The organism is Acinetobacter sp. NIPH1876 (genome assembly GCF_022808535.1).
GTDB lineage: Bacteria > Pseudomonadota > Gammaproteobacteria > Pseudomonadales > Moraxellaceae > Acinetobacter > Acinetobacter higginsii.
This window is the reverse complement of record NZ_JALGBR010000009.1, coordinates 195449-221590: the sequence shown is the minus strand read 5'-3', so window position 1 is coordinate 221590 and position 26142 is coordinate 195449. Positions and strand designations below refer to the sequence as shown.

30 protein-coding genes, 4 tRNA genes and 1 riboswitch are annotated in these 26142 nt (G+C 41.7%); of the genes, 20 read left to right on the top strand and 14 right to left on the bottom strand.

The annotated features are described in order from the left end of the window. The first annotated feature begins 211 nt into the window (after positions 1-211). On the top strand, positions 212-412 hold the full coding sequence (locus MN869_RS11755; RefSeq protein ID WP_243307513.1) for an AlpA family phage regulatory protein: 201 nt from the start codon (positions 212-214) through the stop codon (positions 410-412). A gap of 101 nt (positions 413-513) precedes the next feature. Further along, complete coding sequence (gene smpB / locus MN869_RS11750; protein WP_004804984.1) at positions 514-987, top strand: SsrA-binding protein SmpB; 474 nt, start codon at positions 514-516, stop codon at positions 985-987. A 39-nt stretch (positions 988-1026) separates the two neighbouring features. Here smpB and MN869_RS11745 read toward each other — a convergent pair whose 3' ends face one another. The 3 genes from MN869_RS11745 to rluD all read right to left on the bottom strand — a co-directional run bounded on the left by MN869_RS11745 (position 1027) and on the right by rluD (position 3545). After that, positions 1027-1599 (bottom strand): flavodoxin family protein, encoded by a 573-nt coding sequence (locus tag MN869_RS11745; RefSeq protein WP_005312685.1) that lies wholly within the window; start codon positions 1597-1599, stop codon positions 1027-1029. 83 nt (positions 1600-1682) lie between these two features. Continuing rightward, positions 1683-2423, bottom strand: coding sequence for a peptidoglycan editing factor PgeF (pgeF, locus tag MN869_RS11740; RefSeq protein WP_033134438.1), 741 nt, complete (start codon positions 2421-2423; stop codon positions 1683-1685). Between the two features lie 72 nt (positions 2424-2495). Beyond that, positions 2496-3545, bottom strand: a complete 1050-nt coding sequence (gene rluD, locus MN869_RS11735) for a 23S rRNA pseudouridine(1911/1915/1917) synthase RluD (RefSeq protein ID WP_026057564.1) — start codon at positions 3543-3545, stop codon at positions 2496-2498. Positions 3546-3616: 71 nt separating this feature from the next. Here rluD and MN869_RS11730 point away from each other — a divergent pair, with 71 nt between their 5' ends. Continuing rightward, entirely contained in the window at positions 3617-4720 is a 1104-nt protein-coding gene (locus MN869_RS11730; RefSeq protein ID WP_004804977.1) for an outer membrane protein assembly factor BamD, read from the top strand. Positions 4721-4847: 127 nt separating this feature from the next. Then, positions 4848-6734, top strand: coding sequence for a CHC2 zinc finger domain-containing protein (locus MN869_RS11725; RefSeq protein WP_033134437.1), 1887 nt, complete (start codon positions 4848-4850; stop codon positions 6732-6734). A 7-nt stretch (positions 6735-6741) separates the two neighbouring features. On the opposite strand, the gene hemA is transcribed toward MN869_RS11725, so the two are convergent. Continuing rightward, positions 6742-8025: a glutamyl-tRNA reductase gene (gene hemA, locus MN869_RS11720; protein WP_004804973.1), complete on the bottom strand. Its 1284-nt coding sequence runs from the start codon at positions 8023-8025 to the stop codon at positions 6742-6744. Between the two features lie 79 nt (positions 8026-8104). Here hemA and MN869_RS11715 point away from each other — a divergent pair, with 79 nt between their 5' ends. From MN869_RS11715 to MN869_RS11660, 12 genes are all read left to right on the top strand, one after another. Further along, positions 8105-9823 carry a tetratricopeptide repeat protein gene (locus MN869_RS11715; RefSeq protein WP_033134436.1) on the top strand — a complete coding sequence of 573 codons (1719 nt, stop codon included), beginning with the start codon at positions 8105-8107 and terminating at the stop codon, positions 9821-9823. A 4-nt stretch (positions 9824-9827) separates the two neighbouring features. Next, a complete protein-coding gene (lolB, locus tag MN869_RS11710; RefSeq protein ID WP_033134435.1) occupies positions 9828-10409 on the top strand; it encodes a lipoprotein insertase outer membrane protein LolB in 582 nt (193 codons plus the stop codon). 14 nt (positions 10410-10423) lie between these two features. Next, positions 10424-11257 carry a 4-(cytidine 5'-diphospho)-2-C-methyl-D-erythritol kinase gene (ispE, locus tag MN869_RS11705; protein WP_033134434.1) on the top strand — a complete coding sequence of 278 codons (834 nt, stop codon included), beginning with the start codon at positions 10424-10426 and terminating at the stop codon, positions 11255-11257. Beyond that, a tRNA-Gln gene (locus MN869_RS11700) sits at positions 11256-11330 on the top strand. Before ispE ends, MN869_RS11700 begins: the two co-directional genes overlap by 2 nt. A 29-nt stretch (positions 11331-11359) precedes the next feature. Continuing rightward, positions 11360-11434 (top strand) — tRNA-Gln (locus MN869_RS11695). A gap of 18 nt (positions 11435-11452) precedes the next feature. After that, positions 11453-11527, top strand: a tRNA-Gln gene (locus tag MN869_RS11690). A gap of 84 nt (positions 11528-11611) precedes the next feature. Continuing rightward, positions 11612-11686, top strand: a tRNA-Gln gene (locus MN869_RS11685). 37 nt (positions 11687-11723) lie between these two features. Next, on the top strand, positions 11724-12677 hold the full coding sequence (locus MN869_RS11680; protein ID WP_004804966.1) for a ribose-phosphate pyrophosphokinase: 954 nt from the start codon (positions 11724-11726) through the stop codon (positions 12675-12677). A 97-nt stretch (positions 12678-12774) separates the two neighbouring features. Beyond that, the gene (rplY, locus tag MN869_RS11675; RefSeq protein WP_004663523.1) at positions 12775-13071 is read left to right on the top strand and encodes a 50S ribosomal protein L25; all 297 of its coding nucleotides are present in this window, start codon (positions 12775-12777) and stop codon (positions 13069-13071) included. Positions 13072-13090: 19 nt separating this feature from the next. After that, entirely contained in the window at positions 13091-13672 is a 582-nt protein-coding gene (gene pth, locus MN869_RS11670; RefSeq protein ID WP_004804964.1) for an aminoacyl-tRNA hydrolase, read from the top strand. 139 nt (positions 13673-13811) lie between these two features. Next, a complete protein-coding gene (panD, locus tag MN869_RS11665) occupies positions 13812-14192 on the top strand; it encodes an aspartate 1-decarboxylase (RefSeq protein WP_004655255.1) in 381 nt (126 codons plus the stop codon). 188 nt (positions 14193-14380) lie between these two features. Next, complete coding sequence (locus MN869_RS11660) at positions 14381-16171, top strand: patatin-like phospholipase family protein (protein ID WP_005312665.1); 1791 nt, start codon at positions 14381-14383, stop codon at positions 16169-16171. Here MN869_RS11660 and MN869_RS11655 read toward each other — a convergent pair. Next, the gene (locus tag MN869_RS11655; RefSeq protein WP_004804960.1) at positions 16168-17340 is read right to left on the bottom strand and encodes a hypothetical protein; all 1173 of its coding nucleotides are present in this window, start codon (positions 17338-17340) and stop codon (positions 16168-16170) included. The two genes, MN869_RS11660 and MN869_RS11655, sit on opposite strands and share 4 nt — an antisense overlap. A 1-nt stretch (position 17341) precedes the next feature. Next, positions 17342-17566: a hypothetical protein gene (locus MN869_RS11650; RefSeq protein WP_004804958.1), complete on the bottom strand. Its 225-nt coding sequence runs from the start codon at positions 17564-17566 to the stop codon at positions 17342-17344. A 185-nt stretch (positions 17567-17751) separates the two neighbouring features. Next, a riboswitch (FMN riboswitch) is annotated at positions 17752-17909 on the top strand. A 98-nt stretch (positions 17910-18007) separates the two neighbouring features. Here MN869_RS11650 and ribB point away from each other — a divergent pair. Then, positions 18008-18667: a 3,4-dihydroxy-2-butanone-4-phosphate synthase gene (gene ribB / locus MN869_RS11645; protein ID WP_005205490.1), complete on the top strand. Its 660-nt coding sequence runs from the start codon at positions 18008-18010 to the stop codon at positions 18665-18667. A gap of 47 nt (positions 18668-18714) precedes the next feature. On the opposite strand, the gene MN869_RS11640 is transcribed toward ribB, so the two are convergent. After that, entirely contained in the window at positions 18715-19389 is a 675-nt protein-coding gene (locus tag MN869_RS11640) for an HAD-IA family hydrolase (RefSeq protein ID WP_033134433.1), read from the bottom strand. Between the two features lie 93 nt (positions 19390-19482). On the opposite strand from MN869_RS11640, the gene MN869_RS11635 reads away from it, so the two are divergent. Continuing rightward, positions 19483-20250, top strand: a complete 768-nt coding sequence (locus MN869_RS11635) for a hydroxymethylpyrimidine/phosphomethylpyrimidine kinase (protein WP_033134432.1) — start codon at positions 19483-19485, stop codon at positions 20248-20250. Between the two features lie 67 nt (positions 20251-20317). Here the strand turns inward: MN869_RS11635 and lysM are convergent, their stop codons facing one another. The 6 genes from lysM to MN869_RS11605 all read right to left on the bottom strand — a co-directional run bounded on the left by lysM (position 20318) and on the right by MN869_RS11605 (position 24056). After that, positions 20318-20791 carry a peptidoglycan-binding protein LysM gene (lysM, locus tag MN869_RS11630; RefSeq protein WP_004804950.1) on the bottom strand — a complete coding sequence of 158 codons (474 nt, stop codon included), beginning with the start codon at positions 20789-20791 and terminating at the stop codon, positions 20318-20320. 206 nt (positions 20792-20997) lie between these two features. Next, complete coding sequence (gene acpP, locus MN869_RS11625; protein WP_004655272.1) at positions 20998-21234, bottom strand: acyl carrier protein; 237 nt, start codon at positions 21232-21234, stop codon at positions 20998-21000. 86 nt (positions 21235-21320) lie between these two features. Further along, a complete protein-coding gene (gene fabG, locus MN869_RS11620; protein ID WP_033134431.1) occupies positions 21321-22055 on the bottom strand; it encodes a 3-oxoacyl-ACP reductase FabG in 735 nt (244 codons plus the stop codon). Then, on the bottom strand, positions 22052-23038 hold the full coding sequence (gene fabD / locus MN869_RS11615; RefSeq protein WP_033134430.1) for an ACP S-malonyltransferase: 987 nt from the start codon (positions 23036-23038) through the stop codon (positions 22052-22054). The genes fabG and fabD overlap by 4 nt, the downstream gene beginning before the upstream one ends. Positions 23039-23235: 197 nt before the next feature. Then, positions 23236-23421: a 50S ribosomal protein L32 gene (rpmF, locus tag MN869_RS11610; RefSeq protein WP_004638135.1), complete on the bottom strand. Its 186-nt coding sequence runs from the start codon at positions 23419-23421 to the stop codon at positions 23236-23238. 74 nt (positions 23422-23495) lie between these two features. After that, positions 23496-24056 (bottom strand): YceD family protein, encoded by a 561-nt coding sequence (locus MN869_RS11605; RefSeq protein WP_005312651.1) that lies wholly within the window; start codon positions 24054-24056, stop codon positions 23496-23498. 96 nt (positions 24057-24152) lie between these two features. On the opposite strand from MN869_RS11605, the gene MN869_RS11600 reads away from it, so the two are divergent. Together MN869_RS11600 and MN869_RS11595 are read left to right on the top strand one after the other, a co-directional pair. Then, complete coding sequence (locus tag MN869_RS11600; RefSeq protein ID WP_005205499.1) at positions 24153-24815, top strand: elongation factor P hydroxylase; 663 nt, start codon at positions 24153-24155, stop codon at positions 24813-24815. Between the two features lie 88 nt (positions 24816-24903). Then, positions 24904-25521 (top strand): L-threonylcarbamoyladenylate synthase, encoded by a 618-nt coding sequence (locus MN869_RS11595; RefSeq protein ID WP_004804938.1) that lies wholly within the window; start codon positions 24904-24906, stop codon positions 25519-25521. Between the two features lie 112 nt (positions 25522-25633). On the opposite strand, the gene MN869_RS11590 is transcribed toward MN869_RS11595, so the two are convergent. Further along, the gene (locus tag MN869_RS11590) at positions 25634-26131 is read right to left on the bottom strand and encodes a hypothetical protein (protein WP_243307511.1); all 498 of its coding nucleotides are present in this window, start codon (positions 26129-26131) and stop codon (positions 25634-25636) included. Positions 26132-26142 lie beyond the last annotated feature (11 nt).

Genomic DNA, 26142 nt, shown 5'->3' with positions numbered 1-26142 from the left:
TTAATGGTTCAGATCCAGAATGCAACAGATTTAACTACACTGGACGCTCTTGAGATCGATGTATCAAGCTTGGACCCAATAGCTGCAGATCAAATCGGCATGAGTCGCACCAAACTCGGATACAGAGTCAGAGGCATTAGATCAAATACAAGCGTGAGGGCTGCAGCATGAATGATTTAACAGCAAAAGCAAATGTGGAGGATAAATAAATATGCAAATTGATCGTAGAGTGCGAGCAGCAGAGTTTATGCAACTCCTCTCAATTAAAAGAACCAAGTTTTATCGCATGATTAAAAATGGTGAAATTCCACAACCAATCAAGGTGAGTGATAGAGAAGTTTATTGGCACGAATCAAGCGTGAAGAAAGTAGTCGAAAAACATAAGGGAAAATCTGATATGATAGCCTGCTAACCGCAGGCTTTCTTTTAAGTCGAGTGCCTTTAAAAACGGGTAACTAAACGGGTAACAAGATAATCGCTTAAAAATTAGCTTATCAATTTCAATAGGTTAAGATGAACAAGATTGTTGTAAAAAAACATAATGGTGGCACGATTGCTCAAAATAAAAGAGCGCGTCACGATTACTTTATCGAAGAAAAATTTGAAGCAGGCATGTCCCTCCAAGGCTGGGAAGTAAAGTCTTTGCGTGCAGGACGTATGACCCTCACTGAAAGCTATGTGATTTTTAAAAATGGCGAAGCTTTTTTGCTGGGCTCACAAATTCAGCCGTTATTGTCTGCATCAACCCATGTGGTTCCAGAAGCAACACGTACGCGTAAGTTGCTACTCTCTCGTCGTGAGCTAGAAAAGCTTTTGGGTGCAGTGAATCAAAAAGGCTATTCATGTGTGCCGTTGGCTTGTTACTGGAAAGGCCGTTTGGTTAAGTTGGAAATTGCGCTGGTGAAAGGTAAGCAATTACACGACAAACGTGCCACAGAAAAAGACCGTGATTGGCAACGTGATAAATCTCGTCTGCTGTATAAATGAAAAAAACCTCCAATTATTGGAGGTTTTTTTCATTCAAGATTAAACTGGGATATGCGTCAATCTTAATTCAGCTAAATATTTTCCGAACTTGCGTGCAGTTTCCAAATCACCTTCAGGTGGAGTAATTTCAACACTGGCATTATCTGACTGAGTCATTAAGCCCAGAAAGCTCGACATACGGTTAATATCTAAAGCGCTTCTTCCCGTTGGCATAAATGGCAAACCAGCCCACACCATGCCATGTTGCATCGCAAATAAGTTAATTTGCTGCAATACCGCCAATTTATCGCCACTAAGACCGCCCCCATTGGTAAAACCAGCAGCCAGTTTGCCTTGCCATGCCCGTGCCAACCAGCGTTTAGATGAATCTTCCATAAACTGTTTCAATGCAGCTGTGAGACTGCCCATATAGGTTGGACAACCAATAACAATCACATCTGCTTGGTCTAATAAGTCCCACTGTGGCGCAGCCACAGAAATGAGATGCACCTCTGCACCCGCCTGCTCGGCACCCTGAGTAATATATTGCGCAACTTTGGCCGTATGCCCATAAGGGCTATGATAAACCACACAAACTTTAACTTGGGGAGTAATTTGCTCAATAACAGACATGGAGAATTTTAAAAACCAATGAATTAGATCAAGTTTAACATTTTCACTACGACATGGCGAATCAACAACACAAGGGATGCAATTTATTGCATGAATACAAAAGTTGCCATTCGTCCTGTTTTTGTATCACGACGATAAGAAAAATAATCTTCGGCTTGTTGATAAGAGCACTGATCTCCGCCTAAAACAGTTTCCACGCCCAAACGGTTTAAAATAAAGCGAGCAATCGCATAAAGATCCGCATGATATTTACCCATCACTTGACCAGCAACAAAAGCAGTTTCGAGTTCAGGATATTTTTCACAAAAAGCGGCTTTGACTTCTGCACCTATTTCAAAACACGGTTGGCTAATCGCAGCACCCAACCATGCCCAACTCGGCTGAGACTGCAATTCAGCGACTGTATTTTCGATAATCCCATTAGCCAAGCCACGCCAACCAGCATGTAGATTGGCAACCTCAGTCCCTTCGGCATTGCCCAAGACTACAGGCAGGCAATCAGCTGTCATCATCATTAAAGCATGACCTGCTTTTTGTGTAACCAAGCCATCGCCTTCAAGCGCAATAAATGGAATTTGTTCATTTACGGTATGACAAATCGTGCTATGGGTTTGCGTCATCCATGTGATTTTATCTACACCAAATACAGATAACTGATTCAACAAGACCATACGATGCTGCTGAACACGTTGTGCATCATCATTGACATGCAACGCCAGATTAAACCCAGACAGATTTTCATTTGCTGTTGCAATGGTTTGAGCATGTTCAATTCGTGTTTGCCCAACATAAACACCATTAGGCAGACCTTTTACAAATTCCATAAAATCCCTCCCAACCTCCCTTTTCAAAGGGAGGATCTGAACAAATCATCCTTTATTAAAAAGGAACTTTACTTAATACGCTTCATTTTCACTACGTAGGACTTCAAGCAACTGAGTAAAATCTTCAGGCCAAGGCGCTTCAAACATCATTTCTTCACCTGTACGTGGATGTACCAAACCGAGTTTGGCTGCATGTAGAGCTTGACGCTTAAAGCTACGTAACTTATCGGTTAATGTTTCTGATGCACCTGCTGGGAAACGCACGCGATTGACATAAACAGGATCGCCAACCAAACCATGCCCAAGATAACTAAAGTGCACACGAATTTGATGGGTACGCCCTGTTTCAAGTTGTGCCTGAATACGGGTAAAGTCACGGAAGCGTTCTTTCACATTATAATGTGTTACCGCATCACGCCCACCCGGTAAGATCGCCATTTTGACACGGTCTACAGGATGACGCTTAATCGGTTCATCAATGGTGCCACCCGCAATGACATTACCATACACAACTAAATCATAAACGCGATAAACGGTTTTCTTGGCTAACTGCTTGCTCAGAGAAAATTGAGCTTCCAGATTTTTTGCAACCACCAATAGACCACTGGTGTCTTTATCAATACGGTGTACCAAGCCTGCACGAGACAGCTCTGCCAATTTTGGCGCATGATAAAGTAACGCATTCACTAAGGTTCCAGTTGGATTGCCTGCGCCTGGATGAACGACCATCCCCACTTCTTTATTGATTACAATAATATCGTCATCTTCATAGACAATATTTAATGGAATATTTTCAGGTTGGCTCGAAGTTTGTGTCTCAAGTTCAACTTCAAGCGTAAGCAGCTCATTGCCTTCACAACGGTACTTCGGTTTAACAATGTTACCATTTACCAACAGATGACCGTCTTTCATCCATTGCTTGAGTTTTTCACGAGAAAACTCGCTCCAAACCAATGCGGCAACCTGATCAATACGTTGACCTAAATAGTTTTCATCAAGTTGAATTTGCAACGATAAACGTGTTGCAGTTGAGTCGGAATTATGATTATCTGCATCCACAGAATCTTCGAGTAAGAAATCTGTTTCAGAGATGTTTGAATTGGAAGATTGTGCTGAAGTCATTTGATGATCGGTACAAAAATGGTTTAATAGCACCATTGTAGCTCATTGCCCAGAATAACAGAGGAGTTTTTATGTCGCTACCACGTTATAAAATTACGGTGCTTGCACTATCTTTAGGTGTAGCGTCTGCATTTGTGGGCTGTAGCAGCAATCCAAGTAAGAAAGATGTGGTGGATAAAGGACCACAATCAAGTGAACAAGTTTATTTTGAAAAAGCCATAAAATCGCTTGAACGCAATCAATATACCGATGCAGTAAAGTCACTTGAAGCTTTAGACACGTACTATCCAACTGGGCAATATACGCAACAAGCTCAACTTGAGCTGCTTTATGCAAAATTCAAGCAAAAAGATTATGAAGGTACGATTGCACTTGCAGATCGTTTCATTCGATTAAATCCTCAACATCCAAATGTTGATTATGCCTACTATGTTCGTGGCGTAGCCAACATGGAAATGAATTACGACAGTTTGATTCGCTATACTTCTTTACAGCAATCACACCGTGATGTGAGCTATGTCAAAGTTGCTTATCAAAACTTCGTAGAACTGATTCGTCGCTTCCCAAGTAGCCAATATTCTGTTGATGCTGCACAGCGTATGAAGTTTATTGGTCAAGAACTGGCTGAAAGCGAAATGAACGCAGCGCGTTTCAACATTGAACGTAAAGCATGGCTTGCTGCTGCTGAGCGCGCGCAATGGGTGATTGAACACTATCCGCAAACACCACAAACGCCTGAAGCATTAGCGACTTTGGCTTATAGCTATCAAAAACTTGGCGATAATGCGACCTCTCAGCAATATATTGATATCTTAAAACTCAACTATCCAAATCTCGTAAAATCGAATGGTGAAGTGAATTTACGTGCTGCACGTAAAGAAGGTAGTTGGGTGAATCGTGCAACTTTAGGTTTATTGGGTCGCGAATCTAAAACGGTTCAAACGAAAAAAGATGAAGTAAGCAGCGATACTGAACAACGCAGCTTAACCAACCGTTTAAGCTTCGGTTTGTTTGATAAACCTGAAACTGAACAAGCCACACCTGCTCCAGTGGTAGCACCTGAAGCACCAGCAGCAACCACGGAAAATAAACCGAGTTGGAAAAACCGTTTAAGCTTTGGCCTACTCGATAAGCCAGAAGCGAGCAATACATCTGAGGACGATGCTGCAAACTAATTTGCAATCATCTGATACATCAAACAGGCAAGTCTCCCTTGCCTGTTTTTTATTTTATGCAACAATGATTCCTGACATTTTGCAGTGCAACAATGTTCTACTCCCAGTCTTAAATGGTTAAACACACATGGCAATTCCACAACATACGATTGATCAAATTTTAGATCGAACCGACATTGTCGATCTGATCGGTCAACGTGTGAAGTTAAAAAAGACGGGACGTACTTATTCGGGTTGCTGTCCTTTCCATCAGGAAAAGTCACCTTCATTCCATGTTTATCGAGATAAGCAGTACTATCATTGCTTCGGTTGCCAAGCCAATGGCAATGCCATTCGCTTTTTGATGGACATTGATAGCCGTAACTTTGTCGATGTAATGAAAGATTTATCTAATCAGACAGGCATCGAATTACCCAAAGATAATCACGACAATAAAAAATTATCCTATAAACGCAGCCCACAACAGGCTGTAGCTCCGCAAATCACACAAACCCCGCAAGAGCAATCAACAGCACCAGCTCCTTCTATCCAGGAAGCGCTGGACGATCATTTTGTTGATATGGATCACTATATGGATGATCCTTTTGCGCAGTTTGATCCTTCATTTAACATTCAAGAACAAGTACAAGAAGGTAATCTCTACGACTTGTTAGAAAATGTCGCCCAATTTTATGAACGCCAACTCCCTAATAGTCAAAAGGCACAAAACTATTTTAAACAACGTGGCTTATCCCCACAAACCATTCAATTTTGGCGTTTGGGTTATGCCCCAGAAGACTGGCAACATTTAGAAAAAGCCTTCCCACAAGATATTGAAGGGTTAAAACAACTGGGCTTAATTCGTTCCAGTGATAGCGGTCGAGATTTCGATTTATTGCGTGAACGAGTGATTTTCCCGATCCGTGATCATAAAGGACGTGTAGTAGGTTTTGGTGGTCGTGCCTTAAACGATGAGATTAAACCCAAATATATCAACTCACCTGATTCTGAAGTATTCCATAAAAACCAGCTGCTCTATGGTCTATACGAAGGTCGTAAACTCAAAGCCAATGATTGGTTGATGGTCGAAGGTTATATGGACGTCATTGCCTTACAGCAATATGGGATCAATGGTGCAGTGGCGACACTGGGAACGGCCAGTAATGCCGATCATTTAACCACCCTGTTTAAACAAAATTCTCGAATTACGATTGCCTTTGATGGAGATGCCGCAGGTCAAAAAGCAGCTCGACGCACCTTGGAAATTGCATTGCCACTACTCAATGATGGTCGTGAACTAAAATTCTTTGTGCTTCCGAATGAGCACGATCCAGACTCGCTGATTCGTCGTGAAGGCTTAGAAAATTTCCAAAAATTATTACAGCAAGCACCACTGTTATCAGACTTTGTGTTTGCCCATTTAACAGGACAGCATGACGTCAGTACACCCGAAGGTAAAAGTCTGGTCATGGGTGAACTGCGTGAATTAACAGAACTACTACCCAAACATGGTTCATTTCGTTATCTACTGAGTCAGTCTTTCCGTGAAAAACTCGGTCTAGGCAAACGCTTCACGCCACAAATCAGCCACGATGCCTCTTTATCTTTTAATATTCAGACCAAGGATGAAGATTTTGCAGTGGCAATTTTAATGCACCACCCCTTCCTGTATATTCATTTTGAAGAGCTACGCGCGGTGATTGATCAAAATGAATTATTGGCGAAGATTTTAGCGGCACTGAATATTGTATTTGATGATCTTCCTGATGATCAGGAACTTGCAACCTATTATGTGCTGGGCGCTTGTAGTAGTTATAGCCATGAACTGGCGGATATTATGCAGCGTACCAATATCCAATCCTTAACCCAAGCACCTGAAGTTGCCGATAAACTTGCAAAAGAATATGCGCTAGGGCTACAAGAGAAGTATTTGCGCTTAAAGCTCAAATCGCCAATTTCTTTAATTGAATCGCGTAATTTACGTCAACAACTGAATGAATTGACCAAACAGATTAGTTTGCGTTTATTGTCTTAATTGTCCATTACTGGCGTGGCTTACGCTCATGTTCAAACACATCTTGTAGATGTTGCTGTAGCCATTCAAAGTAATCTGGATTTTCAGCTTTAGCTGCTTCTCTAAGTAAAATTGAGGTTGGGTGCATCAACTTTTGGGTCAGACGATGTGCAAACTCTTGTAAGACCTGTTCAGCAGTATTTCCATGTTGCAACGATTCTAAAGCATGCGCCAATTCTTTTTGACTGACTTCTTCACTATGTTGACGATAAGCTTGAATGGTACCACTGGCTTCTTTGACCTTTTGTTGGGTCATTAATTGGGTTGCCAATTGATTGACCATGATTTCAGCTTCAACTGCGGCCTGACGACGTTGCGCTAGGTTTTCATCAATTACACTTTGTAAGTCATCAACACCATACAAATACACGTTATCCAATGATTCCACTTTCGGATCAATGTCACGCGGAACAGCTAAATCGACCATCAACATTTGTTGATAGCGACGCTTTTTTAATGCAGCTTTAACGTCTGAATATTCAATCACTTGATGCAAACTACCTGTACAGCTAGAGACGACATCCGCTCTATGCAAGTTTTGTGCAAGCTCAGCAAAGGGAATAATTTCCACATCAACTTGATGGGCAATTTCTTGTGCCAACAGATCTGCACGTTCGCGGCTACGGTTACAAATCAGGATTTTAGCAACCCCCATTTCGGCCAAATGTTTGGCAACCAAGGTGTTCATCTCGCCTGCCGCGACCACCATCACTGTGAGTTTTTCCGTGTGGCTAAACACTTGTGAGGCCAGTTGCGCAACCGCATAACCCATTGAAACAGCATGACTTCCTACCGAGGTTTCAGAACGGACGCGCTTTGCTGCATAAAAGGCATATTCAAAGACACTATTCAATTCAGGCGAAACAGTTTCTGCATCTTTTGACAGCGCCAATGCACTTTTCACTTGCCCTAAAATTTGCGGCTCACCCAGCATCAGCGAGTCTAAACCACTGGCAACACGCATTAAATGTGTAACTGCTTGGGCATTTTCGTAACGATAAACATGATGAATTAACTGTTTTACATCAATATTATTCACTTGGGCCAGCCAACTCAGGACGCTATCCGCATCCTCAGTCATGGCATACACTTCGGTACGATTGCAGGTCGACACCACCACTAAATCATTCAGTGATGCATGTTGGTTTTGCTCAAGCAATAGCGCAGCTAATCGCTCTGCATTGAAAGCAATTTGTTCGCGAAGTTCAACAGAGGCTGTTTGATGGTTGACGCCCAATGCAAAGAAAGACATATCAGATCATCATTTCGCTAAATTTATGTTATTGTGCAACATCGGTGTCATAAAAAGCATTACTTTGGATCAATAAAAATTGCGTCAGCTATATCGCCGTACCCTTTTTAGCGGCAAGACGATTAGACGGTATTCTACCACAATCTTGTTGTTAGGTAGCATGAGCTCTTATGTCTCTGCACAAGCAATACACGACATGTATGCAGATAAGAGCTTTGAGCATGCACTGCAACAGAGCATGATTGCTGAATTTTCTCTTGCTTATGACGATATTGCAACGGCACTACATAATTATACTGTGCTTGCGATTCGTAGTAACTCAACCACCATTAAACAACGTGCCTTAGACATTGCTTTAGAATACAATGATTTACAAGCTGCTTTAAATATTGCCACGCATTGGGTTGAACAAGAACCCAAAGATGTTCCAGCCCTGTTCTATTTGTCTCATATCGCGTTAAAAACACATGAATATGAGTTAGCAGCCAAGACGCTGGATAAGATTCTCAATATTGATCCTACTGCCGATCTTGAACAGATTTTGGCGGGTATTGCACCTGAACAAGCACAAGATCGTGAGATTCTACTCAATGCGCTCCGTGCCAGTGAGGAGCGCAACAATCCCTCTATTCTCGCTTTAATTGCAGGTTTAGAAGCGCAAGATGGTTTGTATGAACAAGCACTGAATAATATTAATCGTGCATTACGCAAGCGTTCAAAATCAACCAGTTTTATTCTAATGAAAGCCAACCTATTAATGGCTTTGCAGAATGATGAAGAAACCAAACAATGGTTTGAAAAAGCTAGTCGCAAAAACAAGAACAATATTGATGTTCGCATGGCAGAAGCACGTTATTACATTCAAATTAATCAGCAACAAGAAGCCTTGGATAAACTTGAAGATATTATTAAAGATCATCCCAAGGCAGAAGAAGCGCTCTTTATTGCAGGCTTGACCAGTATTGACTTAAAGCAATACGAAAAAGCCGAACAATATCTGGTTGAATTGCGCTCATCGGCAAAATACCAAAATGAGGCTTATTATTACCTTGCGATCAATGCACAACGTAAACAACATTATGAAACTGCAAAAGCATACTATCGCCTAGTCGATGGTAGTTTATATATCGTTTCTCGACGCAATATGATTGCGATCTTTGAAAAACAAGGTCAACTGAATGATGCCTTACGCTTCTTGACCCAAGAACGAGTCAACTATCCACAACATGCCAGTTTCTTATATCAAGCACAGGCCGATATTTTAAAGAAGATGGATAATAAAAAGGCGGCTTTGGCCTTACTGGATGAAGCAATTAAGAGTCTACCCGACGATCCTGAATTGATTTATGCCGAAGTATTATTACTCGACCCATATACCGATCGAGATAAATTAGACAAAACATTAAAGCAACTCTTAATAATTGAGCCCAATAGCCCAACCTATCTCAATGCTTATGCCTATACACTGGCACTACAAAACCGTCGCCTTAAAGAAGCACGTAAATATGCAGAACTAGCGTTAGATTTTGCCCCAGAACAGGCATCTATCCTAGACACCTTAGGCTATATCGCCTTTTTACAAAATGATTTCGATACCGCATCCAAAGTCTTGGGCCAAGCGTATTCGCTGAGTGAGAATGTCAATATTGGTATTCGTTATGCTAAAGCCCTATATATGCAAGGCGCACTCACGCAATTTAGCGAGGTGTTACAGCAATTGAAACAAAAACATGCCAATGCCCCACAATTACAACAACTTGATAGCTTAATCTTACCCATCACCGTAAAAAAGAGTTAAATTCATGCGCTTGTTTTCAAAATTATGCATCACCGTTTGTAGTAGTAGCGTTCTATTTTTAACTGGTTGCCAACATTTAAGTCAGCCAAATAAAGTGATTGCATCACCACAAGTTCAAGATGAAAATAATTTTAGCTTACAAGGTAAAATCGGTGTCCGCACACCACAACAATCTGGCAGTGCTTTTTTCACATGGGTTCAACAACAGGATCAGTTTGATATTGAACTCACTGGAATTTTAGGAGTTGGTAAAACCCAGATCGAAGGTAAACCGGGTGAAGTGACATTAAACAGTGCCAAAACAGGTCTAATTACGGCTGAAACACCTGAAGAGTTACTTGAGAAAGCAACTGGTTGGCAAGCACCGATTATGCATCTCGCTTATTGGGTACAAGCTAAGCCTGCGACTCAAGATGCACAAGTGAATAAAGATGAAAATAATCGTCTAAAGCAGTTAGTTGAAGATGGCTGGACGGTTGATTTTAGCTATAACGATGCGCAAACCCTTCCCAATAAACTTTTATTGAAGCAAGCACTTGTCGATAACAAAGAAAACCGTATTACAATGGTGATTCAAAACCGATGATTTAGATTGTTTTTATGATTAGAGTGCCTTCCCCTGCAAAATTGAACTTGTTTCTGCATATTACAGGTCGTCGTGACAATGGTTATCATGAATTACAGACTATTTTTCAACTGATTGATCTATATGACTGGATGACTTTTGAGCAATGCTCAGAGCAAATCATTCAAATTGAGGGTCTGAACGAAGTCACTCTTGAACAAAACTTAATCTATCGTGCTGCACAGCTACTCAAACCACATGCAAAAAAAATCTGTGGGCTAACTATCAGCATTGAAAAAAACATTCCAATGGGCGCTGGTCTCGGTGGTGGTTCATCCAATGCAGCAACCACACTGATTGTACTGAATCAGCTCTGGCAATGCGGCTTAGATGAACAGCAATTAGCCGATTATGGCGTACAGCTTGGGGCAGATGTTCCGATCTTTGTTTTAGGTCGTAATGCATGGGCAGAAGGCATCGGTGAACATTTATCATTCATAGACTTAGCTCAAAAAAAATTCATAATCTTAAAACCTGACTGTTTTATCAGCACTCAACAGCTTTTTTCACAAAAAACATTGACAAGAGATTCTAAGATCACTACATTTTGCGCCTATCAGTTACAACCTTCTAATTTTGGAAATAACTTTGAACCTCTGGCTCGACAGTTATACCCTGAAGTAGATGAAGCAATGCAATATTTAGATCAATTTGGTCTAGCAAAGCTTACAGGTACAGGTGCTTGTGTTTTTACTGAAGTAACCGATGAAATGAATATAGAGCAAATTTTGCAAAACGCGCCTTGTAAAGCTTACTTGGTCAACAGTTTAGCAGAATCACCTCTAAGACATTTTGAAGTTACCTGTTAGGGGCGTCGCCAAGTGGTAAGGCACCGGGTTTTGATCTCGGCATCCGTTGGTTCGAATCCAGCCGCCCCTGCCAATTTTCATCTGTAGATACATGTAATATTTAGGGGCGTCGCCAAGTGGTAAGGCACCGGGTTTTGATCTCGGCATCCGTTGGTTCGAATCCAGCCGCCCCTGCCATTACATAGTATCGAATTTAGGGGCGTCGCCAAGTGGTAAGGCACCGGGTTTTGATCTCGGCATCCGTTGGTTCGAATCCAGCCGCCCCTGCCATATCTTAGACAGACTTGTTTTATATTGATATTTGCTCAAATATATTGACATTATCTTTTAAAACCTTTAAAGTTCTGCCGCATTAGGGGCGTCGCCAAGTGGTAAGGCACCGGGTTTTGATCTCGGCATCCGTTGGTTCGAATCCAGCCGCCCCTGCCATCCAAATTCATTATAAGCCAACCGCCAAGGGTGCTTCATGCCCAATCTTGTCGTTTTTAGTGGAAGTGCTCATCCACATTTCGCTCAAAAAGTCGTAAGCCATTTACATATTCCTTTAGGTGCTGCTTCTGTTAGCAAGTTCTCTGATGGTGAAATTTCAGTTGAAATTACTGAGAATGTTCGTGGTAAAGACGTTTTTGTCGTCCAGTCTACTTGTGCCCCTACCAATGATAACCTAATGGAAATCTTGGTGATGGCTGATGCTTTGCGTCGTGCAAGTGCTGGTCGTATCACTGCTGTCATTCCTTACTTTGGTTATGCTCGCCAAGATCGTCGTCCACGCTCTGCTCGTGTACCGATTACTGCGAAAGTTGTTGCAGACATGCTGACAACTGTTGGTATTGACCGTGTAGTAATGATTGACTTGCACGCAGACCAAATTCAAGGTTTCTTCGATATCCCTGTTGATAACATCTATGGTACGCCAGCATTACTCGCTGACCTACGCCAGCAACAACACCACAATCTTGTGGTTGTTTCACCTGACGTTGGTGGTGTGGTTCGTGCCCGTGCTGTTGCTAAACAAATGGGTGATATCGATTTGGCTATCATTGATAAACGTCGTCAAAAAGCAAATGAATCACAAGTGATGCATTTGATTGGTGATGTTAAAGATCGCGACTGTGTGATCGTCGATGACATGGTAGATACAGCAGGTACGCTTTGCAAAGCGGCCGATGCACTAAAACAATTTGGTGCTCGTCGTGTTGTTGCTTATGCAACTCACCCTGTTTTATCTGGCAAAGCCATTGATAACCTTCGTAACTCTGTCATTGATGAACTTGTTGTTACTGACACAATTCCTCTTTCAGATGAAGCACTAAGCTTAGGTAAAATTCGCCAAGTTTCTGTTGCTAGCATGGTTGCTGAAACAATTCGTCGTATCAATAACGAAGAATCTATTAGCGCAATGTTCGATAGTTATCTATAATAGCCCAGCTTTTTTTCTTAAACCCTAGCTCGCTAGGGTTTTTCTATCACTAAACTGGTCGCAAGTTTAGTTACTCAAACTCAATGAGGATATGCCCATGGCAAACTTCGTATTAAACGCTCAAGCACGTGAAGTAGCACAACAAGGGAAAGGTTCGAGCCGCCGCCTTCGCCACGCTGCTCAAATCCCAGCAATCATCTATGGTGGTAGCGCTGAGCCTGTAGCCGTTACTTTAGAGCTTCGTGAAATCGTTAAAGCTTTAGAAAACAACGCTTTCTTCGAAGAAGTTATCGAAATCAAAATCGGTGACAAAGTTGAAAACGTTAAAATCCAAGCGTTACAACGCCACCCTGCTAAAAACACGCCTATGCACGCTGACTTCAAACGCGCATAAGTGTTAAAGGCGTAAATTAGTGTCAAATATTTCGCTAATTGTTGGTTTGGGCAATCCTGGAAAGGAATATGCCCAAACCCGCCATAATGCAGGTTTCTGGTTCGTTGAACAGCTTGCAGATCGTTATGGCATTTCTTTAAAAGCTGATCCAAAGTTTCATGGATACAGTGGTCGTGGCCAAATCGAAGGTCATGATGTCCGTTTATTACTTCCTACCACTTTTATGAACCGTTCTGGTCAAAGTGTTGTCCCTTTCGCTAAATTTTATCAAGTTGCACCTGAAGCAATCCTGATTGCGCATGATGAACTGGATATGAATCCTGGCATTATTCGCTTGAAAACAGGTGGCGGACACGGTGGACATAATGGTCTCCGCGATATCGTCCCGCATATCGGTGCTAATTTCCATCGTCTACGTATTGGAATTGGTCATCCGGGTGCCAAAGAACGCGTTTCTGGTCATGTGCTTGGTAAAGCACCTAGCAGTGAACAAGGCTTAATGGATGCAGCCATTGACCATGCCCTATCTCAAGTGAAAATGCTTGTTGATGGACAAGTGTCACAGGCAATGAATCAAATTAACGCTTACAAACCCGCTTAAACTGAATTGTTGATCAATCCCGCTTGCCATATTGCATTTTTAAGCGCAAAATGCGCATCAAACCGCCTATAGCCCGCGGAAAACGTGACAAGTCAACCATAAGATAATCATCTTAGGTCTTACTCAGGAGACGCTAGCCATGCTATCTCGTTTATTAAAATGTAAAATTCACCGTGCAGTTGTGACTCATGCAGAGCTTCATTATGAAGGTTCTTGTGCAATTGATGGCGTATTAATGGACTTAGCAGGGATTCGTGAATACGAAGAAATCCACGTATGGAACGTCACTAACGGCAAACGTTTCACCACCTATGCAATCCGTGGTGAAGATGACTCAGGTATTATTTCAGTGAATGGTGGCGCAGCCCATCAAGCTGATGTTGGTGATTTAGTGATTATTGCGACTTTCGGTGACTTTACTGAAGTCGAAGCCAATCTTCACAAACCACGTTTAGTTTATGCAAACCCAGACAATACAGTGAACCACACTGCAAACTGTATTCCTGTACAAATTGCATAAGACCTATAAAGATTCTCAAAAAGCCAGTCAATATGAACTGGCTTTTTTATTGCACAAACACAGCCCATTCATCCTCTAGGGCAAAATACAAAAACACTGAAAAATAAGGCCAAGTTTTACGCAAGCAAACTTGTAAAACAGCACCAAAATTTGTTCAATAAGAAGACAATAATGATAATTTGAACAATATGGATATTACTCATCTTCTTAGCAAAGTTAGCCTCTTTGCTGATTCCGATCACACCACCCTAGAAAGCTTGGTGCCTCACTGTCATATTCGTCATTTACAAACAGGACAGCAGCTTTATTGTGCACATGATATTGCCGATTATGTGTATATTGTTGCTTATGGTCGGGTCAAATTGACCACTTCGGCAGGCTTACTGACGTATTTTGGTCGCCATGATATTGTTGGCGAAACAGGTGTCATTTCCAATCAACCTCATCAAGGTACAGTCAATGCAGTCCGTGACACTGCTCTACTCGGTATTCCACAACAACAATTTCTAGATTTCATTCACCAACACCCCAAAGTGTTATTTGCTTTATCTCGACTCATCATTCACCGCTCGCAACCCGAATTACAACATTGTCATGCAATGGGACACAGTCGTACACTTTCAGTAATTCCTGTATCCGCACATATCCCTGCCACACATCTGGCAGAAAAACTGACCGAGCACTTACAACGTTGGCCTCAAGTTCGTTTAGTCACTGCTGCACATATTGATGCGTTATTTGGGGTAGGTTTTAGCCAAACCCCATTAGATTACAGTAGTGAAGATTTAAAACTACGCCAATGGCTGGCCAATTTAGAGGAAAAACACTGTTATGTACTCTATGCTGCGGATTGCAGTGATGATGAATGGTCGAAACGCTGTTTACATCAAGCTGATCGAATATTGATTTTGGCGGAGGCCAACCAAACACCCACTCAAACCAGACTATCGGATGTATTGAATCAGCATGATTGGCAAAGTCCAATTGAATTGGTTTTACTGCGTTCCGAAGGAGACCCATCTCCGCATACATTGATTTGGAAACAGCTCTATCATGCCCGCGCCCACTACTTTATTCACCCATGGGCACAGGCCGATATCTGCGCCGTCGCTCGTCAGATCTCCAGCCAAGGCGTTGGCTTGGTACTTGGTGGTGGTGGTGCACGTGGCTTTGCCCATATTGGTTTAATTCGTGCGCTTGAACAACTACATATCCCGATTGATATTGTTGGGGGCACCAGTATGGGGGCATTTGTGGCGGCGCTAGTCGCCTGTGGTTTTGATAGTGTGGAAATGACCCATATTGCTTATGAAACTTTTGTCGCACGAAATTACCTCAATGATTACACCATGCCTCGCGTTTCACTGATTCGTGGGCAACGTTTCCATACCCGATTACAGGCCATCTTTGGAAGTCGCAGAATTGAAGAGCTCAGACAGACCTATTACTGTATTTCAACCAACCTTACGACAGGTCAAGCGGTGATTCATGATCAAGGTGAACTGGCGACTTGGGTTGGAACCAGCATGAGTGTGCCGGGTGTTGCTCCTCCTGTTGCTTGGCATGAAAACCTGCTCTGTGATGGCGGTGTAATTAACAATCTCCCCACAGATGTTATGCAAAACTTAGAGCGAGGCACCATTATTGCTAGCAATGTCAGCTTGCATGATGATATTCGAGTCCCAGGAATTGGTTTAGAAGAACCAGATCAAAGTGCATTATTGAACTGGAATAAAATCATCAAAGATAAGCTTCTACATGCACCACGTTTGGCAGAGATTTTGATGCGTACCGCGACCCTTGCGAGTGATACCATGATACAAACAGCGGCAATTGAACGCGCCAATTTACATATCCGCATGCCCATTGAAGGTATCGGTATGTTTGACTGGCATAAATTAGATGAACTAATCGAACGCGGCTATGAGCATGCTCTAGAAACCTTATTGCCAATTCGAGAAACGTTGCCTAGTGCTTAAGCCGAATGAATCTGATAACGATCCAATAGCCCATCTAAATATTGATAAGTTTCTGGATCTAATTGCTGCATATAACCATCTAGAATACGATGACATAGCTGCTGCTTGTCGATTGGCATACGTCGCATAATATCGAAAGTAACTTCCCATTGTGAGCGTAATAATGATGCATAGGCAATATGATGCAGGACCTGCTCATCAATTTGGGCAATCGCCGTGGCAACAACCTCCCTTGCCTCATCTTGCATATAATTCACAATAACCAACATATCCGTCCATAAATCACAACGATCAGCCGCCTCTACAATACTCCGAATAATCTCTACTCTTCTTAATGTCGGTAAATTAGCAACAAAGCTCTGTGCTTGCGCCGACAAACAGGCCACGACAGGCAACATGTCTTCCCACAATTGGTCTTCCTGTGTGGCTTGAATAATCGCATTCACAACGGATTCCCCTTGCTGAACCGCTAAATCACCAAGCTCCTGCTTAAGTCCATAACTGATATAACTCATTAAAGCCAAAACTTTAGGCCATACCAGTCGCTGGGCTGGATCACCCACAATCAATAAGGCTTGCTCAATGCGCTGCTTGGGCAAAACATGCACCAGATGATCGATTTGCTCTCGGGACTCAATATAAAAAGCTATTTCTAACAGATCACTTTCACTCTCGACCACTTGCGCCACATCTTGTAATACCGCATCTGACAACATACTGACAAAACGACCAATTGTCACAAAGTCCCGCTGCTCCAATAGAACTTGAGTAATGTCGGTAATTTGATGTGTAGTAAGATAACCAAGTAGTTCTCTTGCCAATCGAGGATCTAAATAAACAGCAATTGCAGCTATGGTTTTTGCAGGTAAATGCTTCGCTATTCGATAAGAATTTTCTGTAGATAAATACACTGCAATCTGGGCGACAATAAAGGGTTCTAAAAAGTGTTTAACCATAAAAACACTTACCCAACGTGGTAACCAACTCACCCATGCTGCTAGGTAACGGAAACGCTTTTTCTGACGATTTTGTAGTCGTTCTAATATCGCAAACCGAAACTGTCTAAGGTTTTCAGGGGCCAAAAACTGCATAAACTCTAATTCTTGCTCTGAGACCTGCAAAATGCGAGCGAGCTTAATCAGCTCTGCCTGTACTGCCAATCGAGTCATGCTATTCCCTCATTTTATTTTTTCGAAACAGCCAACGAAGGAAAAAAGGTGTTTGGTACACACTACGATTCATTTTCTGATCCTCATTTTTGATGGCCTGTTGTAATTGTTGATTGAGCCAAGCCAAATCATGATTAGAAAGTTGTGAAAATGGTTGAAGACTCATCACAGGCCGACGTAATTGTTGTGCCAATCGTTCTAATTCTGTCTTATCTGCTTGCTCCATTTATCGACTCCTTGAATTATTGTTATTTTATCTTTCGAGTGTATGCTCAATTTAAATCCATTGCCAGTTTCACAGATCGATAGAAAAACTAGAGCTACTTCTCAGCAAATTTTTTCATTTTTATAGAACGATTCATTCTATAAAAAGTTGCCTTTTCTCATAAAAATCCGACTATAATCGAAGCACATCGCTTCAGGGCGGGGTGAAATTCCCCACCGGTGGTAAGTTAGGCATTCTAATCAAATGACCTAATCAGCCCACGAGCCTGTATATATTTTTATATACTCGCAGATTTGGTGAGAGACCAAAGCCGACGGTATAGTCCGGATGAAAGAAGACGAAACCACTGAAATACGCTTTTTGCGTTGTTTTTGTGCACGCTTATTTTTTACATCAGTCCTGAAATGTTCAACCGTATCCAATTTACGAGAGCGTTTCATTATGTCTAGTTTAATCCAACCCGAACTTTTCTTTTCAGCCCTTTCCCCTGCTGAACAACGTATTCAACAAGCTTTAGAAGATATCCGCCAAGGCAAACCTGTATTGGTGATGGATGATTTTGATCGTGAAAACGAAGCTGACTTGATTATTGCTGCTGAAACTTTAACTGTCGAAACCATGGCGCAAATGATTCGTGATGGTTCAGGTATTGTTTGCTTATGCTTAACAGAAGCCTTAGCTGATCATTTAGAACTTCCACCCATGGTCGTCGACAATTCCAGCCAATTTAAAACAGCATTTACAGTAACGATTGAAGCGGCACAAGGTGTAACCACAGGCGTGTCTGCCAAAGACCGTGTCACCACAGTTTTAGCTGCAACCAAAGATGGCGCAGTAGCGAGTGACTTAAGCCGTCCAGGTCATGTATTTCCTTTACGTGCGCGTGAAGGCGGTGTGTTAAGCCGTCGTGGTCACACGGAAGGTACAATTGATTTAGCACGTCTAGCAGGTTTAAAACCATCTGGGGTATTGTGTGAATTGACCAATCCTGATGGCTCTATGGCTTCTGGTATTCAAGTGCTTGCTTATGCACAAACCCATGGTTTAACTGTGATTAGCATTGAAGAACTGGTGCAATACCGCTTAAAACACAATGTCTAATTAGAGATAAAAAAGCCTCGAATCATCGAGGCTTTTTACAATTCGTTTTATGAAACTTTTCGCTCGGCGTTCAATTCAGCAACAGCTTCAATCAACTGACTAAATTGCGAAATTTGGATCACAGGTTGTGCTTGAGCCAACTCTTCTGCCGTGCCATAACCATAATTCACAGCAATGGTTTCAATCTCATTGGCACGTGCACCAATAATGTCATATTGGCGATCACCCACCATAATACATTGCTGTGCATCTAACTGCTGTTGTTCCAGAATATAAGCGATTAAATCCGCCTTATTGGTTCTCTCACCAGTCAATTCACTGCCATACATTTCGGTAAAATACCGAGCTAGATCAAAATGAATCAAAATTTGCTTCGCATAAACTGTAGGCTTTGCTGTCGCCAAAAACAAAGCATAGCCTTGTGATTGCAATTGCTGCAACGTCTCAACGACCGTTGGATATACTTCATTTTCAAATAAACCAGTCACTGAGAAACGCTCACGATAAGCCAGCAATGCCTGCTCAGCCAGATCATCATCTTGAGTATTGAGTAATTTTGCCAGAGATGCTTTTAAAGGTGGGCCAATCGTCCAATCCAAATTTATGTCATTTGCCAAAGGTTGACCTAATTTTTCTAGCGCAAAACGAATTGAACCATGAATCCCAGCTTTAGGGTCTGTTAAGGTTCCATCTAAATCGATGAGAATATTTTTGATCGTCATTCGTTCAATCTCTTACAGTCTTACACAACGCAGTCGAGAGTTTCTCGAAACTTCCCTATACTACCGTAGATTGCAGAATAAAAGGAAATTGCAGTGCGTCCGACCGTACTTTGTTTTTCAGGACTAGATCCATCTGGTGGTGCTGGCTTACAAGCAGATATTGAAGCAATTGGGCAAAGTGGTGCGCATGCTGCCATTGCATGTACCGCGCTGACGATTCAAAACTCACAGCAAGTATTTGGTTTTGAAGCCACTTCAAAGGAATTATTGCTGGCACAAGCCAATGCCGTGGTCAGCGACTTACCGATTAAATGTGTAAAGTCAGGCATGTTAGGCACAACTGATAATATTGCTGCATTAGCCGAGTTTTTACGAGAACATCCAGATTATTTATATGTCCTAGATCCCGTTTTAGTGGCAAATAGCGGCGGTTCATTGGGTGACCAAGCAACCTTGGTCAAAGCCTTCGTGGAGTTGATTCCTTTAGCAACGGTGATTACCCCCAATACGGTTGAGTTAAGAGCCTTAACAGGTCTTGATGATATTGAACAGGCCACACATAAACTGTTTAAAATGGGTGCAAAAGCAGTATTGGTCAAAGGTGGGCACGAAGATACGCCTGATCATATCCGCAACGTGCTCTATGCTGATGGCAAAATGCTTGCAGAAAGCCGCTGCCCACGCTTAGAAGGTCAATACCACGGTTCAGGTTGTTCATTGGCAAGCTTTATTGCAGGACGTTTAGCACTCGGTGATTCGCTTAAAATTGCGGTTCAACATGCTGAAACATGGTTATTTGGAGTGTTAAAACATGCTGAGACACCTGTACCAAATGGGCAAAAGATTCCAAAACGTTTTTAAATCATCCCTGAACAAATGAATCTTCAATAAAAAAGGCGCATCTCGCGCCTTTTTTATTTCGGATCAATTACTGTGGAATACGGAGTACTTGACCAGGGAAAATATCATCTGCATTTTTGAGTAATGGACGATTGGCTTCAAAAATTTTATTGTACTGGTTTGGATCACCATAATACTCTTTTGAAATCTTAGACAGATTGTCTCCTGATTTCACGGTATAAAACTTACTTTCTGGCTCAGGTGTTTCCACGGTAAGTTGATCATCAACTTGTGCAACATGATCAATGTTTCCGACAGCAAGTACGATCTTTTCTTTATCTGCTTGGGTTTTAACCTGCCCTTTAATGGTTGCTGTATCGGTATTGCCATTATATGTGACCGATAAACCATCAATCGGAAGACCTAAACTTTTAATCAAACCTAATAATTTATTCGCAATCTCTTGAGCTGATGGTTCAGCTGGCGTTGCTGGTGCAGCTTGCGGTTCAGCTGGTGCTGTATTTTTCTTACCAATACCTTTAACAAAATCAAAAAGACCCATTGTTATTTCCTCTGTAATTATTAATGCATAATAGTCAAAATAGACCTACATCTAGTTATACAGAAAAAATAAAACACTCGAGTTTCAATTTAACGCGGTCTTGTAAATATATGTATATTCGATAGAACTTAATGAAAAACATTCTGTTGCAAAACGTACAAACACAAAAAAGCCACCTTGCGGTGGCTTTTGATCATGCAAGATGATTAACCAAGTTTCTTAGTTACGTAATCGATTGCAGATTGAACAGTTGTGATTTCATTTGAATCTTCATCTGGAATCGTGATGTCAAAATCATTTTCAAAAGACATTACAAGTTCAACCAAATCTAAAGAGTCAGCACCTAAGTCATCCATGAAAGATGCTTCGTTTTTAATCTCTTCAGCACGCATACCTAATTGTTCAGCTACTGCTTGTTTGATGCGTTGTTCGATATCGCTCACAGGAATTCTCCTCATTGCTTGTGGCGTTTTAATTTGCCACTAGTTTAATTGAATATAAGATTTTTTAAAAGTTTATACATCGCCACTTAGGCCATGTATAGACCACCATTTACGTGTAAAACTGTACCAGTAATGTAACTAGCCTTATCGCTCGCCAAGAAACTCACTGCATTTGCAATATCTTGAGGTTCACCTAGACGATTTAAAGCTACTTGATCAATCATTTTTTTACGAATATCTTCGCTTAACTGATCAGTCATTTCAGTGGCAATGAAACCAGGTGCAACACTGTTCACTGTAATCTGACGACTACCCATCTCTTTGGCTAAACTACGACTGAATGCTTCAATCCCTGCTTTTGCTGCCGAGTAGTTCGCTTGCCCAGGGTTGGCAAAATGTGCAACCACTGAACTAATATTAATAATGCGGCCAAAACGTGCTTTGGTCATACCTTTCAATACACGCTTAGACAAACGATAAACCGCTTTTAGATGAATATTGAGAATATCGTCCCAATCATCTTCTGACATACGCAGCAGCAAGTTGTCTTTGGTAATGCCTGCATTGTTGACCAAGATCAACACTGAGCCATATTTTTGCTCGATGTCTGAAACCAGTGCATCAATCGCTTCGCCATTGCGAACATCAAGTACAGCACCTGTCCCATGTTCAGCAAAGCTTTCTGTCAGCTTTTGCGCGCCTGCTTCAGAAGTTGCGGTACCAACCACAAAAAAACCGTCTTGAATGAGTTGCTGTGCAATTGCTGCGCCAATGCCTCGGCTTGCTCCTGTCACTAACGCAACTTTTCGTTGTTGTGTCATGCAATTTTTCCTTCTGCCACTAACACTGCGTTTAGGGCATCTTCCATACGTGCTTTGCTATCAAGGGCAAATGCTTTTTCTATGTTCGGTAATCGCTTAGCAAGATTACTCAGTACCGTACCCGGGCCACATTCAACCACGTACTGGATACCCTGATCTTGCAGATATTGCATCGTACGCGTCCATTGTACTGATTGGTACAATTGAGCGGTTAACGCCTGACGTAATTGAGCAACATCTGTCGCGATTTCCGCGTTGACATTTTGTATTACAGGAAGGCATGGTAGCTCAATGGCAGTTTGTTCCAAAGCTTCGGCAAACTTTTCCGCCGCTGGTTTCATTAATGTGCAATGAGAGGGAACAGAAACAGGCAATGCAATTGCTTTCCCTGATTGTTCTTTTGCTTCTGCCATTACCTGCTGAACCAATGCTGTACTACCGGCGATTACGACTTGGCCTTGAGCATTATAATTTGCGGCTTCAACTGAACCTTGACCTGTAGCAGAAGCATTTTTACAAAGCTCGACCACTTTCTCATCAGCCAAACCGAGAATTGCAGCCATTGCACCTTCACCTGAAGGAACAGCACTCTGCATCAGTTTGCCACGTAAATGAACCAGTTTAACTGCATCAGCCAAGCTCATTGCTTCCGCTGCAACAAGCGCACTGTATTCTCCCAAAGAGTGTCCAGCCAAGTATTTCGGCACAATACCACCCAGCTCTAACCATACACGCCATAGCGCGATACTTGCGGTCAGTAACACAGGTTGGGTATTTTCAGTTTGGTCCAAGCCTTCACCCGTTTGGGCAATCTGCCAAAGGTCAAAACCTAGTGCAGCTGATGCCTCAGCAAATGTATCTTGAACGACACTAAACTGCTCTGCAAGTTCAGCCAGCATACCTGCTTTTTGAGAACCCTGACCAGGAAAAACAAATGCTGTTTTTGTTGCTTGAGCAGCCTGCTCAAGTCGTTTAGTCGACATATAAAAATCCTTAAATTAGTCTACCGCCAATTTTATCAATACTCATAATTCTACATGAGAATGACAATAGACTCTTTAGCGATGCGGCAATTTAACACTGATTAATTCTTTTTATAATTGCGAAAAACAACAAAAAAGGGAGCTTTCGCTCCCATTTTTTCTATACTTTAAGCTAACGCTTAATGCATATAGTTCAATTATTCAGCATCAGCTGCTTTAGCGAATAATTGACGACCACGGTAAATACCGTCTTTAGTCACGTGGTGACGACGATGAGTTTCACCAGTAGTTTGGTCTACAGATAATGCATTCTCGGTTAAAGCGTCATGTGAACGGCGCATGTCACGGCGAGAGCGACTTTTACGGTTTTGCTGAACGGCCATGATGGCTCCTTACAAAGATCGAAAAAATGGATCAGAACAAATTCAGTTGTCTTAACTCAACATTATAACATAAATTATGAGTTAAGTTTACCCTTCAGACCTGCCAAAACATCAAACGGATTATCCCGTTTCTCTTCGACAACATCTGGAGTGGTAGGTTGATGCTTATGCTCACAAGCATCATGCTTAGGAGATAAAGGCACCAACAATAACAGCTCATCTTCTAATAGTGCGAGCAAATCTATCACTGCAGGTGCATCAAAATCACCTTTTTTTGAAGATTCACTTTCACCTAGAACGATGAAATCAGCATCCTCATCCAATCGCTCTATCAGTGACTCATCATCAATCAAAGCTAAATGAAAATCTGAAACCAATTCAATTTCAACGGCTTCCAAACAACGTTGGCACACCATTGGAACTTTTGCTTCAGTATGTCCATCTAACCATACAATACGATGATAGATATCCATTGATAGCTTACAGTCTATGTTGATCAATTGATCATCAATTGAACCAACAGCTTCTCGAGCAATACGAGCAAAGCGAGACAATGGCAGTGTTCCTGACCATGTAAAGCCCTGTTCAGCCCATTTAAATGGCTCGATTTGGCTTGGAAAAGTATTTGCTGACATAATTAAGGCGGCAATTCTACAAATTCATCGGTACTCTGTCAAAGATTAAGATACAATTTTGTACTTCTTTAGACAGAACTCGGGGTAAATTAAGCAATGTACCTGTTGCAGCCGCAACTTGAAGTAACATCTTCATTACTTGTTAGCACCCATTCAACCTCTGTTCCTGTGTTAGCGCTAGATCAAGTGCAACGTTCATCTTGGCAAAAGTTAACAACAGAACCAGAACAGGTCGATTGGCTTATTTTACACTTTAATCACTGGTTTTCCCACCATAATGTCACACTTGTTAAAGGTGATTTTGAACCAGAATATTTCCCAGCCACTTCTGAGCAGCCTGCAAAGATCCAATTTGCCCATGGTTTCTTCAATAGTGCTCTACATGAAATCAGCCATTGGAGCATTGCTGGTGAGCAACGCCGCCTACTTTCCGACCTTGGCTATTGGTATGCACCTGATGGGCGAAGTTCAGAACAACAGGCCCTGTTTGAACAAGTTGAAATTAAACCTCAAGCCATAGAATGGCTATTTGCGACTGCCTTTGGTCGGAAATTTCGTGTGTCACTGGATAACTTAACAGGCGATGGCGGTAATGGAGATCAATTTAAAGATCATGTCTTTGCGCAAGTACAACGTTATTTTTCTGGGGAAGCAAAATTACCCCGCGATGCCGCACATTTCATTCATTACATCTGCGTGTCTACCCGCAATGGAACACCATTACAACTCGATGAATTTAAACGTGAATACCTTGATTAAATGACAAAATTATCACATCTAAGACTTGCAACATGCCCCTAACAAGTTTCATACTGAATTTAGCCGTATAAATCAGGGAGTTAAAATAATGTTGCATTTACATATTCATCCTGAAAATCCACAGGCTCGCTTAATTACACAAGCAGTAGAACGTATTCGTGCTGGTGATGTTGTGGTCTATCCAACAGATGCTGCATACGCGATCGGTTGTCAAATCGGAAATAAGAGCGCAATGGAACGGATTGCACAAATTCGTGGTCTGGGACCAAAGCACCAGTATGCGATTATGTGTTGTGATTTATCCGATATTGCGACCTATGCCAAAGTCGATAACGCGATGTATCGTCTATTAAAAAATAATACACCAGCGGTTACGACTTTTATTTTGCCCGCGACCAGCGAAGTACCAAAACGTTTAATGCATCCTAAGAAAAAAACCATTGGTCTACGTATTCCAAGTAATCCCGTTGCACAGGCTTTATTAAAAGAACTTGGTGAACCATTGTTAACCAGTACCTTAATTTTGCCTGATCAAAAAGATCCGTTGGATGATCCATTTGATATTGAAAACCAGTTGGGTAAACGTATTGATGTGTTTATCGATAGTGGATTCGGAACCTTATCCACCACCAGTATCGTAGATTTATCTGGAGAAAACCCTGAAGTCGTACGTCGTGGTGTCGGTGATGTCAGTGCTTTTGAGTAAATGTTGTATAAAACGCAGCTTGGGTGCAGAAAGCGTCGTAAGCTGCTAGAGGTCTCCAACAGAAAACGCAGCGTCTGCCTATAGTCATATTCAATTCACTTAAATCAAAATGCTATACAATAGTTTGTTTTAATTTTAAAAACTCAGAACACTCTGAAAGTATCTGTTTTTTTTCATACAACACATTGCCATCATAAGTTTTAAAAAAATAAGTTGTGGCTGGCTGATCCTCTTCTATAACTTTCACAACCCCTTTGCCAATATCTTTATATTTGTCGCTGGCTTCTTTTTCCTGAATAAAATCAAAATAACCGCATGTCATTTGATGATGTGCTTTTTCCATTTCCCCTCTTAGATCATCTCTATTTACGTTTTCTGTCATTGGTTCAGTTAAAGTGACATAAACTAAAATATGAGGGTATTGATTGAGTGCATCCACTTTAATCGGGTAGCCCGCTCGACGCATAGCCTCATTCATTTGCTGTACAAAAGCCATACTTTTGAAATGGTTTCTGGCCTGCTGTTCAAACTGCTTAGCCCAATATATCTCAGTCCCCCAAAATAGAGCACCAATAATTATTAGGCCCGTTGCAACAAATTTAATATTCATATTAGCCCTCA

What these genes read in the sequence shown, in the direction of transcription:
- MN869_RS11725 (WP_033134437.1), top strand. Translation starts at nt 4,848, where the DNA reads ATGGCAATTCCACAACATACGATTGATCAAATTTTAGATCGAACCGAC.
- ribB (WP_005205490.1), top strand. Translation starts at nt 18,008, where the DNA reads ATGTCTAGTTTAATCCAACCCGAACTTTTCTTTTCAGCCCTTTCCCCT.
- panD (WP_004655255.1), top strand. Translation starts at nt 13,812, where the DNA reads ATGCTATCTCGTTTATTAAAATGTAAAATTCACCGTGCAGTTGTGACT.
- MN869_RS11655 (WP_004804960.1), bottom strand. Translation starts at nt 17,340, where the DNA reads ATGACTCGATTGGCAGTACAGGCAGAGCTGATTAAGCTCGCTCGCATT.
- smpB (WP_004804984.1), top strand. Translation starts at nt 514, where the DNA reads ATGAACAAGATTGTTGTAAAAAAACATAATGGTGGCACGATTGCTCAA.
- MN869_RS11600 (WP_005205499.1), top strand. Translation starts at nt 24,153, where the DNA reads ATGTACCTGTTGCAGCCGCAACTTGAAGTAACATCTTCATTACTTGTT.
- pgeF (WP_033134438.1), bottom strand. Translation starts at nt 2,423, where the DNA reads ATGGAATTTGTAAAAGGTCTGCCTAATGGTGTTTATGTTGGGCAAACA.
- lysM (WP_004804950.1), bottom strand. Translation starts at nt 20,791, where the DNA reads ATGGGTCTTTTTGATTTTGTTAAAGGTATTGGTAAGAAAAATACAGCA.
- fabD (WP_033134430.1), bottom strand. Translation starts at nt 23,038, where the DNA reads ATGTCGACTAAACGACTTGAGCAGGCTGCTCAAGCAACAAAAACAGCA.
- ispE (WP_033134434.1), top strand. Translation starts at nt 10,424, where the DNA reads ATGATTAGAGTGCCTTCCCCTGCAAAATTGAACTTGTTTCTGCATATT.
- rplY (WP_004663523.1), top strand. Translation starts at nt 12,775, where the DNA reads ATGGCAAACTTCGTATTAAACGCTCAAGCACGTGAAGTAGCACAACAA.
- MN869_RS11650 (WP_004804958.1), bottom strand. Translation starts at nt 17,566, where the DNA reads ATGGAGCAAGCAGATAAGACAGAATTAGAACGATTGGCACAACAATTA.
- MN869_RS11680 (WP_004804966.1), top strand. Translation starts at nt 11,724, where the DNA reads ATGCCCAATCTTGTCGTTTTTAGTGGAAGTGCTCATCCACATTTCGCT.
- MN869_RS11605 (WP_005312651.1), bottom strand. Translation starts at nt 24,056, where the DNA reads ATGTCAGCAAATACTTTTCCAAGCCAAATCGAGCCATTTAAATGGGCT.
- rluD (WP_026057564.1), bottom strand. Translation starts at nt 3,545, where the DNA reads ATGACTTCAGCACAATCTTCCAATTCAAACATCTCTGAAACAGATTTC.
- fabG (WP_033134431.1), bottom strand. Translation starts at nt 22,055, where the DNA reads ATGACACAACAACGAAAAGTTGCGTTAGTGACAGGAGCAAGCCGAGGC.
- lolB (WP_033134435.1), top strand. Translation starts at nt 9,828, where the DNA reads ATGCGCTTGTTTTCAAAATTATGCATCACCGTTTGTAGTAGTAGCGTT.
- MN869_RS11640 (WP_033134433.1), bottom strand. Translation starts at nt 19,389, where the DNA reads ATGACGATCAAAAATATTCTCATCGATTTAGATGGAACCTTAACAGAC.
- MN869_RS11745 (WP_005312685.1), bottom strand. Translation starts at nt 1,599, where the DNA reads ATGTCTGTTATTGAGCAAATTACTCCCCAAGTTAAAGTTTGTGTGGTT.
- hemA (WP_004804973.1), bottom strand. Translation starts at nt 8,025, where the DNA reads ATGTCTTTCTTTGCATTGGGCGTCAACCATCAAACAGCCTCTGTTGAA.
- rpmF (WP_004638135.1), bottom strand. Translation starts at nt 23,421, where the DNA reads ATGGCCGTTCAGCAAAACCGTAAAAGTCGCTCTCGCCGTGACATGCGC.
- MN869_RS11660 (WP_005312665.1), top strand. Translation starts at nt 14,381, where the DNA reads ATGGATATTACTCATCTTCTTAGCAAAGTTAGCCTCTTTGCTGATTCC.
- MN869_RS11730 (WP_004804977.1), top strand. Translation starts at nt 3,617, where the DNA reads ATGTCGCTACCACGTTATAAAATTACGGTGCTTGCACTATCTTTAGGT.
- MN869_RS11590 (WP_243307511.1), bottom strand. Translation starts at nt 26,131, where the DNA reads ATGAATATTAAATTTGTTGCAACGGGCCTAATAATTATTGGTGCTCTA.
- MN869_RS11595 (WP_004804938.1), top strand. Translation starts at nt 24,904, where the DNA reads ATGTTGCATTTACATATTCATCCTGAAAATCCACAGGCTCGCTTAATT.
- MN869_RS11755 (WP_243307513.1), top strand. Translation starts at nt 212, where the DNA reads ATGCAAATTGATCGTAGAGTGCGAGCAGCAGAGTTTATGCAACTCCTC.